This window comes from Elusimicrobiota bacterium (assembly GCA_016788905.1).
Taxonomy (GTDB): domain Bacteria; phylum Elusimicrobiota; class Elusimicrobia; order FEN-1173; family FEN-1173; genus JADKHR01.
The window spans coordinates 21,586-40,888 of sequence record JAEURZ010000001.1; the positions used below are offsets into that span (position 1 = coordinate 21,586).

Sequence of the window (19,303 nt, forward strand, 5' to 3'; positions counted from 1 at the left end):
GGGGGGACCGTCAGGAACATTCGGAATGACCGCAATCAAAACAGGTCACCCCGGTGCATCCGCTCTGCTGGGCCACGTTCGCGGAGAAACAGTCCGGGCAATAGAGGGCGGACGATCGATCCCACAGTTCCAACCCTCCCTTCGACTCCGCCACCGCCATCGGAGGCGAATCCATCATCCCATGCTTCTGGAGATGCGTGCGAAGGGCAATCGCAATGGCGTGGGGAATGGAATCCACCCGCTGCGCACCGAACCCAAAGGGCCGATCGCCCTTGACGGAATTTAAATGCTTGAGGATCCGCTTGGGATCGCCTCCCGTTTCCAGATATTTGGAAATCATAATCCCCACCACGGAGGTCAATCCCGAAATATCGGTTCCCAACGGAGACAGGCTGGTGAAAAGCCGGTAAGGCCCCGTTTCGTCGAAATCGATATGGACGTGCAACCCGCCATGACCCGTACGAATCTCGTAATACTCCGATGACATTCCCCGTGACGCATCCCGGGCTTTCGGTTTTTCCGGAGCCCCGGCGGCGCCCAAGTTCAGCACCTGCTGACTCTTGGATCCATCGCGGTAGATCGTAATCCCCTTACACCCCGCCTGATACGCCTGGCGGTAAGCGTCTTTCACGTCTTCCCGGGTGGCGGTGCTGGACATATTGATGGTCTTGGACACCGCGTTGTCCGTATGGGTCTGGAAAGCGGCCTGGATCTGAACATGGAACGGTACCGCCACATCGTGAGACGTGGCGAACAGCTTCTGAAACCGCTCAGGGATTTCTTTGATCCCCCGGGCCGATTTGTGGTTCGCTTCGACTTTTTTCCACAACTCCGTTTCAGACAAACCGAAGTAATTGTTCCGTTTGGCCACCTCACGAAAGAGCGGGTTCACTTCAAAAAACACATCCCCCTCTTCCGGTTTTTGCCCTTTTTTCAAGGCGTCCAACGCTTTAGCGTTGTAGCGGGTGTACGTGATGGCGAAGAAGGGCTCGATGCCGGCCCCCTGCAATCCCGCGGTCAACCCGATCGTCCCCGTCGGGGCGATGGTGGTCCGGGCGCAATGACGGGGCATACGTTCCTCCCCGCGAAAGTGCGGGCTTTCCCGGTCAAAGATAGACCCTCTCCAATTGGGAAACATCCCGCGCTCTTCGGCCAACCCTTCCGAAGACTCCAACGCTTTCCCGTTCACGAAACCCATCACCTCGCTGGCGGCCTGGAGGGACTCGTCCGAATCATACGGAATGCCCATTTTAACCAGCGCTTCCGCCCAGCCCATAACCCCCAACCCGATTCGCCGGTTCCCTTTGGATAGTTCCTCGATTTGCGGCAAAGGATAGTTGTTCACTTCGATCACGTTGTCCAAGAATCGAACCGCCAAGTCCACGGTGGTGGCCAACCGGTCCCAATTCATTTTTCCATGCCCCACTTCCCCCTCCACGAAATTGGAGAGGTTGATGGACCCCAAATTGCAGGGTTCGTTCGGCAGGAGCGGTTGCTCCCCGCACGGGTTGGTGCTTTCAATCTGCCCTAAATGTGGTGTCGGGTTGGAGGGACTGTTGTTGATGCGGTCAATAAAAATGATCCCGGGATCGCCCGAGCGCCAGGCCCCATCCACCATTTTGTCAAAAATCACCCGGGCGTTTAATCGTTTCCCCGTTGGCAAAAGGGTACGGGGGTTGAGGAGATCGTATTCTTCTCCCTTCTCCGCCGCCGCCATGAACTTCCCATCCACTGTGACGGAAACGTTGAAGTTCTCCATCACGCCGGGTTTTGTCTTCATCTCGATGAATTCCTCGATCTCCGGGTGCCAGTAAGGCAGAATACCCATGTTGGCTCCCCGGCGAGTTCCCCCCTGCTTCACCACGTCGGTCATCTTGTCAAAGATTTGCATGAAACTCAGGGCCCCGGAAGCGGTCCCCTTGGTCGACTTCACGTTATCCCCTGAAGGGCGGACCCGCTGGAACGAAAAACCGGTTCCCCCGCCCGACTTATGAATGAGCGCCTGGTATTTGAGCGCGTCCGCAATTCCCTCCATGGAATCGGGGATCGGGAGCACGTAACAGGCCGAAAGTTGTTGAAGTTCACGACCCGCGTTCATCAAGGTGGGGGAATTTGGCAAAAAATCAAACCGGGACAGCATCCCATAAAATTTATCGCGCCACACCTCTGTCAAGGCCGCCGCCGCGGGGATTTCCGCGGCCACGCGTTTGAGATTTCCAAGGAAAACACTGAAATTCTTATCCCGATCGTCCGAGCTTAAAATGCCCGAGTGGAGGAGGTTCATGCGGGATTTCTGGTTTTTTCGCGTGGGGACGTCCACCACCTGCCGCTTCACCCCATCCCACAAATGCCACCCATCCGCTTCCGGAGCGTGCAAAAGTTCCGCCAAAGCCACATTCCCCGCCACCCGGTCCAACCACACTTCGGGCGAAGGATCGTTTCGCAAATATTTATCGCGGATCACTTTTCGTTGATTTTCGGTTAACCGCATCGGGGGACGGGCCGCTGGAGTTCCCGCGCGTTGTGCCGCCGCAACAACGGGAGGGAGGGTCGCCGCGTTCACGGCGCCATTGGTGCGAGTGGGCGTTTCAACTGGATTCATGGGATTACCTCTCTCATTCATGACGATATAGTGTTTAAACTTTAGCCAACCGATCCGCCCCCAACGAAGGAGACAGATCCTCACGAGAAACGGGTGATAAACGAAGGGAAGAGATCTCGGTCTTTCGATCCGCCGTCTTCCCGTTTCGATCAGCGGAAGGGGTGTTTATTTTCTCTTTGATTCGGGCGCGATCCTGGTGCGAACGTTTTACCTTGCGAAGTTCCGCCATAAACGTGTCCACGTCGCCAAACGATCGATACACCGAAGCAAAACGCACATAGGCCACCGCGTCCATGTCGTAAAGACGTTTCAAAATCCGTCGGCCAATTTCAACTGAAGGGACTTCCAAAACACAATCCTGGAGGCCGTATTCAACTTCGGCCACCAAACGTTCTATGATCGCCGGCGAGATGGGCCGCTTTTGGCAGGCCCGCTGAATGCCTTCCCGCATTTTGTCCCGATTGAATGGTTCACGCCGGTTGTCCCGCTTGACCACCATGAGCGGGGTTGTCTCCACTCGTTCGTACGTGGTGAAGCGCTTCCCACAGTGGAGACAGGCACGCCGACGTCGAATGACAGAAGCCGACTCCAAGGGTCGACTGTCAACGACGCGGTCATCAGGATGGTCACAGGTTGGGCAGCGCATAGAATGGGCTACAACACAATAGGTGGTAGTCTTCCTCCCAGAATTATACCACATCTTGGAACGGGCCATAACAAGACCGGGCCCAGCGGTTGTGGCGAGGCGTATCTTACACCACTAGCCCTAGAGCCTGTCAAGAAGTTTTATTTCCGAGGAGAGAGGCCTTATTCTCGGCGGAAAATGTTTCTTGTAAATTTTTATACCCGTATTTTTTCGATGAGGATCGACGGAAATGAGGCCCTTGCGGTGGATATCTATTTTACTTTCTACGACGGCAAATCTCTCGAAGACTTCCGAGCCATAAAAGATTTTTTTATTGTCACATGGGCGTCACATTCATTTTACTTCCCCGCAATGGCCTTCCCATGAGGTCTGATGTAATGTGTTGGCAAAACAAACGACATCACAGGAGAGGCCCAAGATGAGCCCACGCACGCTGAAAGCGGATCGGATTCGAGCCGCGTTAAAAGAAACAGAAGAGCAGGTGAGAGAAACGTTAATGGACCTGGAATCCAACGATGTGGACGACCAGGCGGTGGCGGAACGACTCCGCGCCTTGGAAGTGAACGTCCGCCGGCTTCGCCGAGCGGCTTAACCCAAAAACAATATTTTCAAAACCGGGGCCTTGCCCAGGGTAAAATCACAGGAGGAAGTTCAATGACTCGTCTTCAAAAATTCAACCACAAGCGGTCTATTCTCATGGCCACCGCCGTTGCCTTGTTAGGTGCAGGCCTTCAAGCCGCGGACATCAAACTTGGGAACGCAGGGGAACTTGAAATGAAAGGGGATTTACGACTCCGCCAAGAATCCAAAACCGAAAGGGGAGCGACGACGGACAAAAACAAAACCAATAACCGACAACGGTTTCGCCTTAGAATCGGTATGAACTACAAAATCGACTCGAAGTTGAGCGTTAAAACCCGCCTCGCGTCAGGCGCGGGGGAGCAAACGTCCACGAACCAAACCCTGGGGAACAACGGCTCCCAAAAAGCGCTCTTTATTGACCAAGCGTATCTGGAGTTCAAACCAATCGACGGATTGGCTCTTTTCGGCGGTCGGATGAACAACAACTTGTGGCAAACCTACACCTCCGACATTGTCTGGGACACCGACTACAACCCAGAAGGGATCGCGGAAAGCCTGAAGATTCCTGTTGGAAACGCCCGTGTCTTCATTAACGCCTTCCAGGCCTCCATTAATGAAGATAAAGCCGGATCCGCCCACGCCGATAGACCCCAGTATCTTATTTCAAACCAAGTGGGCTTTATGCTTCCTGCGCCCCTGGATTCCCGGATCACGATCGCGGGGGCCATCCACAATTGGGTGAACGAATCCTCCACCTGGACAACCGTAGATCCGGGGAACACCAAGAAAACCAACACGGCCCTTAACGATATTCGTGTGGGCGAATTGACCGGAGAGTTATTCACCACGCTACCGGTTGTTGACCTCCCACTTTCGGTTCAGGGAACCTACATTAAGAACACCGAATCCCGGAAAACGATTCAACCCAACGACACCACCGGTTATCAATGGGGAGGGATTGTGGGAAAAGCGGACAAGAAAAACAACCTGGAGGTCGCCTTTTTCCGAAAGTCCTCCGGGAAGGATTCAACCAAAGATGACGTGGCCGACGCCGACTTTCCCGGCACAGACCGAGTGGGCAATATCTATTGGTTGGCTTACGGGGTATCGGACGTGGCCCAACTGAAAGCCAAGTATTTTGACACCCAGGTCATCAACGGGTCGAAAAAAGACATTCAACTCCTGCAAATTGACTTGCAGGTCAAATTCTAACAGCCGTTCACAGGAGATATTTATGACGAATAAATGGATCAGCCGTTTCATCGCGGGGACCTTGCTCCTCGCCGTGGTTCCCGGCCTTCGCGCCGAACGCAGGTTGATTAAGATCGACGGGTCCAGCACCGTGTTCCCGATCACCGAAGCGGTCGCCGAGGAATTCATGAAAACGGGAGACACCCAGATCACCGTGGGGATTTCAGGCACCGGAGGTGGATTCAAGAAGTTTTGCCGGGGAGAGATTGACCTCTCCAACGCCTCCCGCCCCATTCTCCGCAAGGAGATGGACGCGTGTTTGGAAGCGGGGATTCAGTATATTGAACTTCCCGTGGCCTTTGACGCCTTGACCGTTGTGATCAATCCCAAAAACACCTGGGCCAAAACCATGACCGTGGCGGAATTGAACAAAATTTGGTCGCCGGAAGCCCAAGCAAAGATCACGAAATGGAACCAAGTGAACCCGAACTGGCCCGACAAACCCCTCAAGCTCTACGGACCGGGCGCGGATTCGGGGACCTTCGACTACTTCACAGAAGCCATCGTGGGGAAATCCAAGTCCAGCCGAGGGGACTTCACCGCTTCTGAGGATGACAACGTCCTGGTTCAGGGCGTCTCAAACGACGAAGGAGGGCTGGGGTATTTCGGGTTGGCCTACTACCTGGAAAACAAAGACGCCCTCCAAGCGGTTGCGGTGGACGGTGGAAAGGGAGGCGTTCTCCCCTCCATGGAAACGGTTAAAGACGGGTCTTACACCCCTCTTTCTCGACCCATCTTCGTTTACGTCGCGAAGAAATCCGCCCGACGCCCCGAGGTCGAACGTTTCGTTAACTTCTACCTGAAACAGGCTCCATCGCTGGTGAGCGATGTTAAATATGTGCCCCTTCCTCAAGCGGAGTATGATGGCGTGAGTCAACGGTTTCAGAAACGGGAAGCCGGAACCGCGTTTGGTGGAAAAGCCGAAGTGGGCGTTTCTATCATGGAATTACTGAACCGACGTCCCAAACTCTAAACAAAACCCCACCGTTCTCCCGCAAGGGAACGGTGGGGGCTTTTGGAGAGCCCCCGCAGATGATGGGGGCTCTCCAAAGGTGGTAGAATACTCACCGCAACACATACCCGCTTCGTTTCCGGTGACCATGAAAAACAAATTTAAGGTTTTTTCCCAGCTGTTCCAACAGAAAGCGTCGACGCCCCCCCCCGTTAACGGCGACAGGAGAGTGCCGCTGCCGCCCCTCCCCCGTCGCCGGGGTCCTGGCCCTCTCCAACGGTGGCGAGAACGGGGGATTCACGTCACTCTCTTTTTGGCGGCCGCATCCTCCATCGCCGTGACTCTAGGCATCGTGGGAATTTTAGGTTACGAATCCCTGGCCTTTTTCAGAGAAGTTTCCTTGTGGGACTTCCTCACCGACCCCCAATGGACCCCGCTTTTTGATGATGCCCATTACGGCATCATGTCCTTGGTCGCCGGGACAGCCACCGTGGCCGCCGTTGCCCTTTCCCTGGCGCTCCCCGTGGGGACCATCACCGCGATCTACCTTTCCGAATACGCCCCCCACAAGGTGAGAGAAATCGTTAAACCCTTTTTGGAACTACTGACCGCGGTCCCCACGGTGGTCTTCGGCTATTTCGCTCTTCTTTTTGTGACCCCCCTGCTGCGCCATTTCATTCCTTCCCTCCCCGGGTTTAATATGTTATCGGCGGGACTGGTGATCGGGGTCATGATTATCCCTTATGTGAGTTCGTTGTCTGAAGACGCCATGCGGGCCGTACCCATGCATCTGCGGGAGGCCAGTTATTCCATGGGCGCCACTCGGTTCCAGACCTCGGTCCGGGTGGTCTTCCCCGCCGCCCTGAGCGGTGTCGCTTCAGCCTACGTGTTGGGGTTTTCCAGAGCCATTGGGGAAACCATGGTGGTGGCCATTGCGGCGGGCCTGCAACCCAACTTAACCCTCAACCCCCTGGAACCGGCCTCCACCATCACGGCCTACATCGTTCAGGTCTCCCTGGGCGACCTGCCCCACGGGAGCCTGAGTTACCAAACCATCTTTGCAGCGGGTTTAACGTTAATGCTCATGACCCTCGTGTTTAACATCGGCGGGCACCTCTTGCGGAAACAATTTCGGGAGAAATATTGATGGATTTTCGAAAAGGAATCCAAAAACGAAAACGCTTGGACAAGCTCTTTACCCTCGTGGGACTCCTGGCCACACTCGTGGGGGTGATAACCCTCATGGCCCTGATGATCGATCTGGCCTGGGACGGAACCGCCCGACTCAATTGGAATTTCTTCACCGCGTTCCCGTCCCGTTTTCCGGACAAAGCGGGCATTCTTTCCGCCTGGGTGGGAACCACCGTCATCATGATCGTCACCGCCCTCGCGGCGGTCCCTATGGGAGTGGCGGCTGGCATCTACCTGGAAGAGTACGCCCCCAAAAATACGCTCACCACTTTAATTGAGATCAACATCGCGAACCTGGCGGGGGTTCCCTCTATCGTCTATGGGTTGATGGCCTTGGGCCTCTTTGTCTATAAGATGAACCTAGGGACCAGTGTGATCACCGCCGGGCTGACCCTCGCGCTCCTGATTTTGCCCATCGTTATTATGGCCACACGGGAAGCCATCCGGACCATTCCCAGTTCCATCCGGGAAGCGGCCTTTGCCGTAGGTGCCACCAAATGGCAGCTCATTCGTCACCATATCCTTCCCTATTCCGCGGGGGGTATTCTGACCGGGGTCATTATCGGTCTCTCCCGCGCCATTGGAGAAAGTGCCCCCCTCATTACCATTGGCGCCCTCACTTTTATTGCGTTCCTGCCCACATCCCCTTTGACAGGAACCTTTCCCTACATTTCGTTTGAGTGGCTGAAATCACCTTACACCGCCTTGCCCATCCAGGCCTTCAATTGGGTCTCACGACCCCAGAAAGCGTTTCACCTAAACGCCGCGGCGGCCGGCTTGACCTTGATGGGGATGACGCTCGCCATGAACGGCGTGGCCATATGGATTCGATATCGGTTCCGAAAGAGGATAAAATGGTAGAAACCCTTGTTCCCCCCAACGTTTTAGCGGGAGCCCCTGTAAAAGCGGAAGTCACTGACCTCAGCTTTTATTACGGGACCTTACAGGTGTTGAAAAACATCACCCTGGCCATACCGGAAAAGAAAGTCACGGCCCTCATCGGCCCTTCCGGCTGCGGAAAAACAACCCTCCTCCGCTGTTTTAACCGCATGCACGATCTTTACCCGGGAAACCGCTATGAAGGGAGCATTCGGCTGTCCCCGGAAAACACCAACATCCTGAGCAAAGAAGTGGATCCCATCGAAGTCCGGATGCGAATCAGCATGGTGTTCCAGAAAGCCAACCCCTTTCCCAAAACAATTTTCGAAAACGTGGCTTACGGCCTCAGAGTCCGAGGCGACCTCAAAAAATCCGAAATCATTGAACGGGTGGAGAGAGCGCTCCAAGGGGCCGCCCTCTGGGACGAAGTGAAAGACCGACTTCACACTTTAGGGGCCAACCTCTCCGGAGGGCAACAACAGCGCTTGTGCATTGCCCGAGCCCTCGTCACGGATCCCGAAATCATCCTCTTTGACGAACCCACCAGTGCCCTCGACCCCATCGCCACCGGGAAAGTGGAAGAGTTGGTGGCCGAACTAAAAAGTCGGGTGACCATCTTGATCGTCACCCACAATATGCAACAAGCCGCCCGAGTTTCGGATTTCACCGGGTTCATGTACATCGGGGAATTGGCGGAGTTTGATCGGACCGAAAAGATATTTACGAACCCTTCCAACAAATTGACGGAAGATTACATTACCGGAAGGTTTGGCTAGGGGTTCGGGTTAACCGTTTGCACATGACACCCCATATTGTGACGACCCCGGAACGGGTCCCGAACACCACGGGGAGGTTTCCCCCATGTCCAAAAAGAAAAAAAAGACAGCGGCCCTAGCAAAAAAAAACGCGGCATCAGCGTCTCCCACGCCAACCGGCTCACGGGCCCGGCTCTGGATGGTCGGGGTGCTGGTGGTGGTGGGATTCCTCCTTTATGGAAACACGCTCCATTCCCCGTTTATTCTGGACGATGTTCATAAAATCCAAACCAATCCGGATATCCGTATCGAACGGCTTTCCCAGGTCTTTTCCAAACTCATCTACCCCTACACAGAAAACACGTCTTTCGTTCGGAACGATCCGTCACGCCCCGTCACCTTTCTGACCTATACACTGAATTATTATTTCGGAAAACTGGATCCGTTCGGCTACCGCCTCGTCAATTTGCTGGGCCATATCGGCGTGGGGATATTCCTGTTTTTCCTCACCCGACGCTTATTTTTCCTTTTGTTTGAAAAAGAACAGGTGGGAACCTCTTTTCTTATCGCGCTCTTCTTTATCGTTCATCCGGTGAACACCATTGTGGCCCTCTACACGTTTAACCGGGCCGATATTTTGGCCGCTCTCGCCTCCCTGGGGGCGCTCTTACTCTTTATCGGCCCGAAGCCCCACACCCGGTGGAGAGTCGCGGGAGCGATCGCGCTCTTTATGATGGGACTCGGATCAAAACAGTCGGTGGCCATGCTGCCCTTTATTTTCCTGTTGACGGATTATGTGGTGGTTCATCGGTGCCGATGGGAACCCTTCCGTTCACGAATCCGTGTTCATTTTCCCTTTTGGATTGTTCTGGCGCTCTATTTCGTTGGGCGGATCGCGTATTTCGGTGCGATCGGGGACCTCGAGGCAGAGTCGCCCTGGCCGAGAGGGAATTATTTGATCACCCAGATCTATTCGGTGGTGCGCTATCTCCAGTTCATCCTCTTCCCCACGGGATTGTCCCTCGACCATATGCCCCAACAGTACACCTCCGTGATGGATCCCACGATTCTTCTCTCCTTGGGCGTTTTGGCGATACTCGCGGGACTGACATGGCTAGCGGTGAGACGTGGCACGGCGGTCTCTTCTTTGGTTTTATTTTCTGTCCTGTGGTTTGCCTTTCAGCTTGCTCCCACGTCATCGATTTTGCCCACCACGACCGCCCTTGCCGAAAACCGCCTCTATCTGGCGCAGTATGGGATTTTGCTCTTGCTCGCTCTCGGGTACGGCACAATTTTTCGAATCCATTTCAATCAACAGGTGGCCCCAAAAACGAGGGGGCTTTTCTTTTCGCTCTTGGGGGTGCACTTGGCGCTCTTTGGTGGACTCGCGTATAACCGCGGGCTTTTGTTTAACGATCCGATTCGTCTGTGGAATGACGTGCTTCGGGTTTACCCCACCCAACCGCGCGCGAACTACTGCCTTGGCGTTTTGCACTTCGAGAAAAAGGACATTGACCGAGCGCTCACTTACTACGAAAAAACGGTGAAACTCGATCCCACGTATGCGGAGGCCTATAACAATATGGGAATGATCTACGCCAACCGTTGGGAAACAGAGAAAGGCATCGAATATTTTTCAAAATCCGTGGAAGCGAAACCACGAGAGAAGTCCTACTGCAATTTGGGGAGGGCCTACGCCTCACTCAAAAAGTATCCCGAAGCGTTGGCCGCGCTCGAAAGAGCGCTTGCGATCAACCCGTCCTCCTCTTTGGCGTACACCCTGATCGGGCGGTTGTGGTATGACCAGGGAGATCTCCTTAAAGCCCAAGAGAACTTGCAGAAAGCCTATCGCTATGCCCCGAACTTTCATGAACTTCGCAACAACATGGCCCTGGTTTCTCTGGCCGACAAAAAATATGAGGAAGCCCTGGAGCACCTCCACAAAGCCATCGAGTCACAACCCCAGTACGCCGAAGCCCACTACAATAGTGCGATGGCCTACGCCAAAATGGGACAACCAGAAAAATCGCGGGAATTTTTCGATAAAGCGTGCTCCCTTGACCCCCAATATATTTTCAAGCCCGTTCAACCGGGAGCGGGACCTCTGGGGGGAGGAGCCATGCAACTTCCCCCCAACATCGAAAAATATCTTCAATCCTTGAGTGCCCCCGGGAATTAAAAAGGTATGCCCCGTTTCCTTCCGACCATTCCCCATCTGCTCGGTTTTCCGAACCGCCCTTATATCCACCGGGATGTGGGGGTCCTTCAGTTCAACGAACGTGTATTGGCGGAGGCGAGGTCCAGTTCGAACCCGCTCTTGGAACGGCTCAAATTCCTGGCGATCACGGGCTCCCATATGGACGAGTTCTTTATGATCCGTTACGCCTCCCTGGACCGCTCCGTTCGCTTCCAACGCAACCGCCGAACATCCCGCCATGGCATGAACATACGGAACACGATTCTGGATAGGGTGACCACTCTTGTGACCAAACAAGAGGAGACTCTCGATCACCTGGCGGCTCTTTTGGAACCCAAAGGCCTCCACCTGGTGAGACGCCCCCCGCCCAAGAGCGATTCGTTCCGTATCGGTGAAGAACTCTTTTCCCGGGAAATTCTCCCCCACCTCCCGGCCCCCGAACCCTTTCGCCCCCACCAATTAAACACGCTGGGGAACCTGAAAAGCGCCCTGGTGTTTCCCTCTCAGCTGTGGATCACGGTTTCACGTCAAAGGGCCCCTCTGTACCTCCACTTTCCCGAAGGAGGACCCTTTCGAATTTTTTTTCTGGACGACCTCCTGTTGCGTCACGCCGGGACGGCCCTGGGACAACCGGAGCGCCCCGCCCTGTTCCGTTTAACCCGGGATGGCGACTTCCCCGTTGAACTGGCTGAAGGAGATCCCACCTTGGTCCCGGACATCATTCGGTCGGGAGTGGGGTCTCGGGATCGCGGCCGACCCGTTCGGTTACAGTATGGAGGGGAAGCGGCCTTGCCTTTGATCGAAAAGTGCGTGGCCGCCCTGCGCCTTTCGCCCCGCCAGGCGCACCCGATCCCTGGCACTCTCCATTTGTCCGGGCTTTGGTCCGCGCTGAACCGATTGCCGGAAACGTTCGCATCAATCCCGGGGATGGCCTTACCTCCCCTTCGTCCTTACTTAATGGGATCGCTCTCCCGGCCCAAAACTCTTTTTGAGGAACTACAAAACCGGGATATCCTCTTGCACCACCCCTATGAGAGTTTTGAAGGGTACGTCAATTTCATTCGAGCCGCTTCGGAAGATCCGGCGGTCCTCTCGATTCAGCAGACCGTCTATCGGACAGACGCCCTCTCCCCAGTGATCGAAACGCTCAAAAATGCCGCGTCCCAGAAAAAACGGGTCCGGGTGGTGATTGAACCGCGAGCCCGATTTGATGAGATGAACAACCTCCGCCTGGCGGACGAACTCCGCAAAGCAGACGTGGAGGTGGTGTTTGGGTTGGGGCGCCTCAAAGTCCACGCTAAAGTGGCCTTGGTGACACGGAAAGAAAACGGGGAAGAACGCCTTTACACCCACTTGTCCACCGGGAACTACAACGCCGCCACCGCCCGGGCTTACGAAGATTTGGCCATCCTCACCGCTCGACCCGAAATGGGAGATGACGCTCAAATTTTTTTTGACGCTCTCGGACGGGGAGAAGTTCCAACGGGATTCAAACACATCGTCCCCGCCCCCGCCCGCCTTCACCGGGTCTTGTTGCAATTGATCGAATCCGAAATAACCGCGGCAAAGGCTGGTCGTTCCGCCTCTCTTTTTGCCAAGGTGAACGCGCTGGTCGATGAAGGAATTATTGACAGCTTGTACCGAGCCTCCCAAGCGGGGGTTCGAGTCAATTTAATGGTTCGGGGAGCCTGCTCTTTGATCCCGGGCGTCAAAGGGCTCAGCGACAACATCCGCGTTCTATCGATTGTGGATCGATTTTTGGAACACAGTCGAATTTTCTATTTCGGCGACGCGGACCGCCTGTATTTGTCCAGCGCCGATTGGATGCCCCGGAATTTTTTCTCGCGATTGGAAATTGCCTTCCCCATTTTGGACGATGCCCTCCGCCAATTCATTCGGGACGTGGTGATCCCCATTTATAGGGCGGACACCGTGAAAGCACGGGAATTGACACCGCAGGGGACGTGGCGAAAACGGTCTTCGGGATCTGGGGACCCCCTTCAAAAAAAACTTGGACTTCCGTCACCTGTGAGAGCGCAGTTTTGTTTTCAGGAACTGGCCCGCCGAGAATACAAAAACACACCCCTCTGCCGAGACAGGAGAGGATCGCTTAGCTAAAGAGGGGATCGAGCGGAAAGTGACCGATGAAACACTTTCTCAAAGAGTTCTTTCTTTTGTTCCACCCGAAGGACAGCCAAATCCACGGAGGATCGTTCTCCGGCTAAATCCAAACCGACGCGCCCCCTTTCCCGCCGCACGGCACAGAGGGTCACCAAGTGAGACTGCGGTTTCTCTAAAGCGTCCACGATCCGCAAAAGGGCCAACAATCGAAAAAACGCGCCTCGACGAGTCGAGTCCTTGAAAGGAATATCCTTTCGGACTACTTTCCCCCCTTTATGCCATAAAACCAATTGACCGATAAACTCCAACGCCCAATCCTCCAACCCAGGAAAATCCCCGTTCTTAATCATGTAGTAGGAATGCCGCTCGTGGTGAACAGGATTCACACCTTCCCCAACGTCCTGGAGCCAGGCGGCGGCCACCAAATAATCCCGCCAGGCGCCCCCCAACCGATGGAGCGGACCCAATTGATCAAAGAGAACCCGCGCGAATCCCTCCACATGCCGGAGATACCGCGGGGCCAGCCCCCATCGGCAAGCGCGTTCAAAGACATCTTTGAGATGGAATTCCATTGCTGTACCCGCGCCCCGACGAACGACCGCCCTTTCTTCCTCCAGCATCCCGTCGCGAAGAGAAAAGTCCGTGGGTTCCACTCGCCCAGCGTTCAGGGCTCGAGAAACTTCCTCCAGCACCACCGCCCCCGCCAGGAGGGTGTCGATCCGTTTGGGGTCCATGCCAGGCACGCGGGCCAATTGTTTCCGTGAAAGGAGAGAAAATTTATCCGCCCAACGACGCAGGTTCTTGGCCGTCAGGTTGTCCCCCCCAGCGGTCCGGTGAATCCCGTCCAGGGCACGGATGGTTCCGGCCGATCCAATGATCCGGGTGACTTTCGGCCATCCCCCCCGGGGAGCGCCGTCCGCCAAAAGACTTCGCGCGTGACGACGGAGTTTTTTAACGGGGGAATCCTCCCCCCCCGTGGACACCGGAGGAACCGTTTTCAAAAAGACCTGTTGGAGGCGAGCCGCTCCCAATTTGAAACTGTGGGAGCGGAGAATCTTTCGCCCGCGGCAAAGGGTGATTTCCACGCTCCCCCCACCGATGTCCACCAAAGCGATCACCCCTTTGGCGTTTTTCTTTTCATGGGGCAATATCCCTTGGGCGATCAGGCGCGCTTCTTCCCGGCCTGAAATCACCCGAATCTCAAACCCGGTTTTTCGTTTAAGTCCCTCCAAAAAAATCTGGCTGTTCGCCGAATCCCGCAAGGCGCTGGTACCGAAGGCGGTCACCCGCTCAACCCGCAATGTTCGACAGGTCTTCCGAAAACTTTGGAAAGCGGCTAACGTGCGTGCCATGGCCGCTGGGGAAAGACGTCCCGTTTGAAAAACCCCTTCCCCCAACCGAACGGCCAATCGCTCCCGATGAAGACGACGAACCGCGCCGTCCATAGAAATAGCCACCACATCAAACCGAACCGCGTTGGTTCCCAAATCAATCAGAGCGAGACGCATGGGGAATGAAAGCAGAAAATGAAGTAATTAATTCTCGTCATGATTTCATAGTTACATTAAAATCGTTTGAAAGTCCACGGGGCATACGCCTTGGGGAGGAGCCCTTGACGTTCCATCGATGGGAGGGTAGAATAAGACCAGTCAGACCAGTTAAAAATGGAGACCCCGATGGCCCATCGGTACAAACATCGAAACCCTCAATCCCTTTGGCAAGTCCAGGAGGCTAAAGCTCGATTCAGTGAATTGTTTCGGAAAGCACGGACCGAAGGAACCCAACGGGTTTCCCATCGGGGCAAAGAGGTCATCGTCGTAATGGCGGAAGAAGCCTATCTTTCTCTCCATAACCGGAAATCACGCCGAGGAACCCTGGTGGATTTTTTTGCCCACTCCCCTATGGCGAAAACAGCGATTGATCTGAGTCGAAACACGGATGATCATCGTTTGGTCGACCTATGAGCGGTTTTTTGATCGACACCAACGTCATTTCCGAATTGGTCAAACCCAAACCACACCCGCATGTCGTTCGTTGGATGAATGACGTGGATGAAGACACGCTCTTCTTGAGCGTATTGACTTTAGGTGAAATCCGAAAAGGGATAGCCCTTCTCCCCCAAAGCCATCGAAAATCCCATTTGGGGACCTGGTTGGAAAAGGACCTTCCGGAACGGTTCTTGGGTCGCGTTCTCCCCCTCACAGATCGGATTGCCGATCGATGGGGATTAATAGCCGCGCGGACCCAATCCCTAAAAAAACCGGTTCACGTCATTGACAGTCTTATGGCCGCAACCGCTCTTGATCACAACCTTATCTTTGTCACTCGAAACACGCGCGATCTGGAACCGACAGGTGTCCCGCTTCAAAACCCCTGGGAGTAACAACGCCCCTCCTCTTCCCGAAAATAAGAGGATTCTGACCGGAGCGTTTCGTGGGAAACTTATTCCCGCTTAAGATTTCAACAGGTCAGTCAGAGCTCCCGCAAGGGTTGAGTGACGGAAGACATATCCACTTGAAAGAAGCTTTTTTGGTTCAACCCGGGCACTGGCCAAGAGCAGGGATTCGGCCATTTCACCCAAAACCATTTTGGCCATGAAGGCGGGCAAGGGAAAGAGCGTCGGGCGGTGAAGGGCCCGGCCCAAGGCCTTGGTGAACTCCGCGTTCGTCACAGGAGAGGGGGCGGTAACATTCACGGGCCCAGAGATAAAATCCGTTTCCAGGACATGCCGAATCCCTCCGATCACGTCCATCAGGCTTACCCAACTCCACCATTGCCGACCGGTCCCAATTTTTCCTCCCAAACCGAGCCGGAAGGGAAGGAGCATTTTTTGGAGCGCCCCCCCCCGGGGGCTGAGGACGACGCCAAACCGAAGGGCCGCCACCCGAATTCCTTTCGCCGCCGCGGGGGCACTGGACGACTCCCACGCCCGACAGACTTCCGCCAAAAACCCAGTCCCCGGGGGACTCTCTTCGTTCAGAGATTCCTCTCCGCGATCGCCATAGATCCCAATGGCCGAAGCGCTGATCAACACCTTGGGCGGGCGAGTCAAGCCGGCCAAGGTGTTGGCTAAAAAAGCTGTCCCTTTAGACCGGCTTTTCAAAATTCGATCTTTGACCTTAGAAGTCCACCGCCCTGCCGCAATGTTTTCCCCCGCCAAATGAACGACCGCGTCGAAGCCCTCCAACAAACGCGGATCCACCCGCTCCAGGTGGGGATCCCAAAGGATATGGGGCGCCGACACGGAGGCCCTTCGGGTGAGAAGAGTGACCTTGTGATTCTCCTTTCGAAGGCTGTCCACCAATCCGCCGCCGATCAATCCCGTTCCACCCGATACCAATAATTTCATAGGATCCTCCTCAGCTGAAGTAAATTCTATAATAAAAGACATCGGGCATAAGACCGAAGGAAAGGCCCCTATCCCTTTTCCGATTTTTCATAATACCGTTCGCTGGCCGCAATTAAGGTTAGCGTCGGAACTTGACGCAGAGAGGACCTTCACATGATGTCAACCTTTGATTTCAAAAATACCCTACTGATTGGCTGGCCGATCTTATCCGTGTTGCTTGTTTTTTCCATTCTTACGGTTTCGATCTTCTTTGAATGCACCTCCTTGCACCGACGCATTCGCGCCGCTTTAGATCTACCCGAAAACATTCCGCCCCTTAAACCTCTCTTCGATCGGGCGGAACAGCGGTTGGCGGTTTTGGGAACGTTGGCCAACGCCGCGCCTTTCGTTGGACTCTTGGGTACCGTACTCGGCATCATCCGCGCCTTTCATACGATCAGCCAGGCCTCCGGTGGAGGGGGCGGAATGGCGTTGGTCGCGGGCGGAATTTCCGAAGCCCTCTTTGCAACGGCGGCGGGCCTGGGCGTGGCGATCCCGGCCAGTATGCTCTTTAACTATTTCACATTCCATAACGAGAAACTCATGGAGCGAGCGGAAGCGGAGTAACCCATGAAAGTCCATCTGGGTTCCCACAAAAAGAAGCGCCTCATCACGGAAATCAATATGGTTCCCTTTATTGACGTGGTGCTGGTTCTTCTCATTATTTTCATGATTGTCTCCCCTTTCATCGCCCAATCCCAGGTGCCGGTCAATCTGCCCCGGGCCGCCGGCCAACCGGGAGACAACGACAACCCCCTCCGGGTCAAGATTACCCGGGACGGAGACTATTACATCGGCGACCAACGCGTTCTTCGCAATAACTTTGGCAAAAGCTTGGACCAAGCCCTGTCCCAAAACGAACGACGGGCGGTTCTCATTGAGGCGGACCGGGATGTCTCGTTTAAGAACGTGATTTTGGCTTTAGACGCGGCGCAAAAAATAAAAGGCGCCAAGGTGGGCGTCGCTGTCCTTCCGACGGAAGAGGCCCCGGACGAGGCCAACACCCCCTGAAATGGCAACATCAAATGATCGAGGGGACCCCGGCGTGATTCGCTATTTGGCCTATTCCTCCGTCATCCACGGATTGATACTGGGGGTCCTTTTCATTTTCCTCTACCGGCCGGAACGACCACAAGCCTATTACGGGTTTCAGTTCCTGGGAGGCCAATCCGGATTCGGCACCGGACGATTGGAACCCGCTCCCGCCCCAGCCCCTTCTCGACCCGAAGCCTCCGTTGCCCCAGCCACCACGCCCATAGAAGAGCTTCCTCCGGCAATAGAAGAGCTTCCTCCGGCATCGGAAGACCCAAATCGCGTGGCGATAGAATCAAAAACGGACGCAAAAATAAAGGGAATTCCTGCGCCGAAACCCGCCGAGAAAAACCCTGCCATCAAGGGGGGGACCAAGGGAGCCCGCGGTAACTCCCCCTTAGGGCACGGTGATTTCCAAGGGTCCAAAACTGGACCTGTGGGGGGAGTGGGGACATCCCTTGAAATTGGGGGGTTTGGACCCGGCGGTGGGGGTGGCGCTAATAATCAGTTTCCGTTTAAATGGTATGGCGAACTGGTTTACAAACGGCTCTGGGAAGCCTGGGACCGAACCGACGCGGGAACGCGGGAGTGCAAAGTCGCGTTTAAAATTCTTAAAGACGGGAATATATCTTCACTCAAAGTCACGAATTCCTCAGGGGATTTCCTTTTCGATAACACCGCCAAACGGGCCGTTTCCGCCGCCGCCCCGTTCCCCCCCCTTCCCGATGGGTTCAAAGAATCTGTTCTCCCCATTCTCGTCCGATTCCGATTGCAATAATAGAATCCAATTTATACTTCACCTGAAAATTCTTTTCTTTTAAACCCTCCCCCCGTGATTAGCGAACAACCGCAATACGGATTCGGGCTTGGGTTCGTTCCCCCCCCGCATACGCTTCTACCACCCCGTCATATATCCCACTCGCGATGGGCCCTGTCCAGGGGAATTCATATGTGGAAGATCCAATAGGAGTCAGGTTTCCATTCTCAACCAGCCGACCTGAAAGATCGAAAATTCTAATTTTCACTTGTTCCAATGCCTCTCCCTGGGCCCGAATCACAGGAACAGCCCCCCCCACAGCGGGGTTCGGGTAGGAGTAAGCCACCAGTTTTACCTGGGGAACAGAAGGGGGCATCTGAACGGCGACAGGTTCAGATAACGCAGACGCGTTGCCCACCCCATCCAAAGCGGCCACCTGATAGCGATGAACCTCTCCCATTTCAACCTTGGCATCCCTGTAGAATGTTTCTGAAACGCGGGAAATCGCTTCCCCGTCACGGAACACGCGATAACCAATGACCCCAGTCAGCCGATCCACCGAAGGATCCCATCGGAGGTAAACTTCCCGTCCGGAGAAAGCTCTGACCCCTTGGGGAATACTGGGCGCCTCCCGATCTTCAATGGGCTGAATTCGAATCAATGACGGATCCGGCACAGGAGAAATCAACCGTGGAACAGAAGGTTCTAGGGCTCCCCAAGCCATCGACCCTGTAAAAAGAAGAGCGACCAAACCATCCCTAAGATTCCTTCGATTGAGCGTCATCTCTTGAGTCATTTGTCCTCCATCAACGGGGTGCCCCGGTCACCACAATGGGAAGCGACATTTCGGCCAAACCAGGCCAAAACGACATTGACATGGGGGGTGCATATGGTAATATTTGGGCGGTTCGGCTCCCATTGCCGTGAGCAACGCCGTTTAGTAGATCGTT

At 54.9% G+C, this 19,303-nt stretch carries 18 protein-coding genes; 13 read left to right on the forward strand and 5 right to left on the reverse strand.

Annotated features, from left to right (window positions below; all coding sequences use genetic code 11):
* Positions 1-10: 10 nt before the first annotated feature.
* Positions 11-2,602: an adenosylcobalamin-dependent ribonucleoside-diphosphate reductase gene (locus tag JNK54_00095; GenBank protein MBL8022668.1), complete on the reverse strand. Its 2,592-nt coding sequence runs from the start codon at positions 2,600-2,602 to the stop codon at positions 11-13.
* A gap of 34 nt (positions 2,603-2,636) precedes the next feature.
* Positions 2,637-3,248, reverse strand: coding sequence for a transcriptional repressor NrdR (nrdR, locus tag JNK54_00100; protein ID MBL8022669.1), 612 nt, complete (start codon positions 3,246-3,248; stop codon positions 2,637-2,639).
* A gap of 418 nt (positions 3,249-3,666) precedes the next feature.
* On the opposite strand from nrdR, the gene JNK54_00105 reads away from it, so the two are divergent.
* From JNK54_00105 to ppk1, 8 genes are all read left to right on the forward strand, one after another.
* The gene (locus JNK54_00105) at positions 3,667-3,840 is read left to right on the forward strand and encodes a hypothetical protein (GenBank protein MBL8022670.1); all 174 of its coding nucleotides are present in this window, start codon (positions 3,667-3,669) and stop codon (positions 3,838-3,840) included.
* Between the two features lie 62 nt (positions 3,841-3,902).
* Positions 3,903-5,042 carry a putative porin gene (locus JNK54_00110; GenBank protein MBL8022671.1) on the forward strand — a complete coding sequence of 380 codons (1,140 nt, stop codon included), beginning with the start codon at positions 3,903-3,905 and terminating at the stop codon, positions 5,040-5,042.
* A gap of 22 nt (positions 5,043-5,064) precedes the next feature.
* The gene (locus JNK54_00115) at positions 5,065-6,054 is read left to right on the forward strand and encodes a PstS family phosphate ABC transporter substrate-binding protein (GenBank protein MBL8022672.1); all 990 of its coding nucleotides are present in this window, start codon (positions 5,065-5,067) and stop codon (positions 6,052-6,054) included.
* A gap of 127 nt (positions 6,055-6,181) precedes the next feature.
* Positions 6,182-7,180, forward strand: a complete 999-nt coding sequence (gene pstC, locus JNK54_00120) for a phosphate ABC transporter permease subunit PstC (protein ID MBL8022673.1) — start codon at positions 6,182-6,184, stop codon at positions 7,178-7,180.
* Positions 7,180-8,085 (forward strand): phosphate ABC transporter permease PstA, encoded by a 906-nt coding sequence (gene pstA, locus JNK54_00125; GenBank protein ID MBL8022674.1) that lies wholly within the window; start codon positions 7,180-7,182, stop codon positions 8,083-8,085. Before pstC ends, pstA begins: the two co-directional genes overlap by 1 nt.
* Entirely contained in the window at positions 8,079-8,879 is an 801-nt protein-coding gene (gene pstB / locus JNK54_00130) for a phosphate ABC transporter ATP-binding protein (GenBank protein MBL8022675.1), read from the forward strand. The genes pstA and pstB overlap by 7 nt, the downstream gene beginning before the upstream one ends.
* An 85-nt stretch (positions 8,880-8,964) precedes the next feature.
* A complete protein-coding gene (locus JNK54_00135; protein ID MBL8022676.1) occupies positions 8,965-11,037 on the forward strand; it encodes a tetratricopeptide repeat protein in 2,073 nt (690 codons plus the stop codon).
* 6 nt (positions 11,038-11,043) lie between these two features.
* On the forward strand, positions 11,044-13,173 hold the full coding sequence (ppk1, locus tag JNK54_00140; GenBank protein ID MBL8022677.1) for a polyphosphate kinase 1: 2,130 nt from the start codon (positions 11,044-11,046) through the stop codon (positions 13,171-13,173).
* Here ppk1 and JNK54_00145 read toward each other — a convergent pair.
* Positions 13,170-14,684: a Ppx/GppA family phosphatase gene (locus tag JNK54_00145; GenBank protein MBL8022678.1), complete on the reverse strand. Its 1,515-nt coding sequence runs from the start codon at positions 14,682-14,684 to the stop codon at positions 13,170-13,172. The two genes, ppk1 and JNK54_00145, sit on opposite strands and share 4 nt — an antisense overlap.
* 168 nt (positions 14,685-14,852) lie before the next feature.
* Here JNK54_00145 and JNK54_00150 point away from each other — a divergent pair, with 168 nt between their 5' ends.
* Positions 14,853-15,140: a type II toxin-antitoxin system prevent-host-death family antitoxin gene (locus JNK54_00150; GenBank protein MBL8022679.1), complete on the forward strand. Its 288-nt coding sequence runs from the start codon at positions 14,853-14,855 to the stop codon at positions 15,138-15,140.
* Positions 15,137-15,559, forward strand: a complete 423-nt coding sequence (locus JNK54_00155; GenBank protein ID MBL8022680.1) for a type II toxin-antitoxin system VapC family toxin — start codon at positions 15,137-15,139, stop codon at positions 15,557-15,559. Before JNK54_00150 ends, JNK54_00155 begins: the two co-directional genes overlap by 4 nt.
* A 69-nt stretch (positions 15,560-15,628) precedes the next feature.
* Here the strand turns inward: JNK54_00155 and JNK54_00160 are convergent, their stop codons facing one another.
* Positions 15,629-16,525, reverse strand: a complete 897-nt coding sequence (locus JNK54_00160; protein ID MBL8022681.1) for a TIGR01777 family oxidoreductase — start codon at positions 16,523-16,525, stop codon at positions 15,629-15,631.
* 153 nt (positions 16,526-16,678) lie between these two features.
* Between JNK54_00160 and JNK54_00165 the strand changes: the two genes are divergently transcribed.
* The 3 genes from JNK54_00165 to JNK54_00175 are packed head-to-tail and all read left to right on the forward strand — an operon-like array spanning position 16,679 to position 18,374.
* On the forward strand, positions 16,679-17,131 hold the full coding sequence (locus JNK54_00165; protein ID MBL8022682.1) for a MotA/TolQ/ExbB proton channel family protein: 453 nt from the start codon (positions 16,679-16,681) through the stop codon (positions 17,129-17,131).
* A 3-nt stretch (positions 17,132-17,134) separates the two neighbouring features.
* Positions 17,135-17,575, forward strand: a complete 441-nt coding sequence (locus JNK54_00170) for a biopolymer transporter ExbD (GenBank protein MBL8022683.1) — start codon at positions 17,135-17,137, stop codon at positions 17,573-17,575.
* A 1-nt stretch (position 17,576) separates the two neighbouring features.
* Entirely contained in the window at positions 17,577-18,374 is a 798-nt protein-coding gene (locus tag JNK54_00175) for a TonB family protein (protein MBL8022684.1), read from the forward strand.
* 58 nt (positions 18,375-18,432) lie between these two features.
* Here the strand turns inward: JNK54_00175 and JNK54_00180 are convergent, their stop codons facing one another.
* Positions 18,433-19,149 carry a hypothetical protein gene (locus JNK54_00180; protein MBL8022685.1) on the reverse strand — a complete coding sequence of 239 codons (717 nt, stop codon included), beginning with the start codon at positions 19,147-19,149 and terminating at the stop codon, positions 18,433-18,435.
* Between the last annotated feature and the right edge of the window lie 154 nt (positions 19,150-19,303).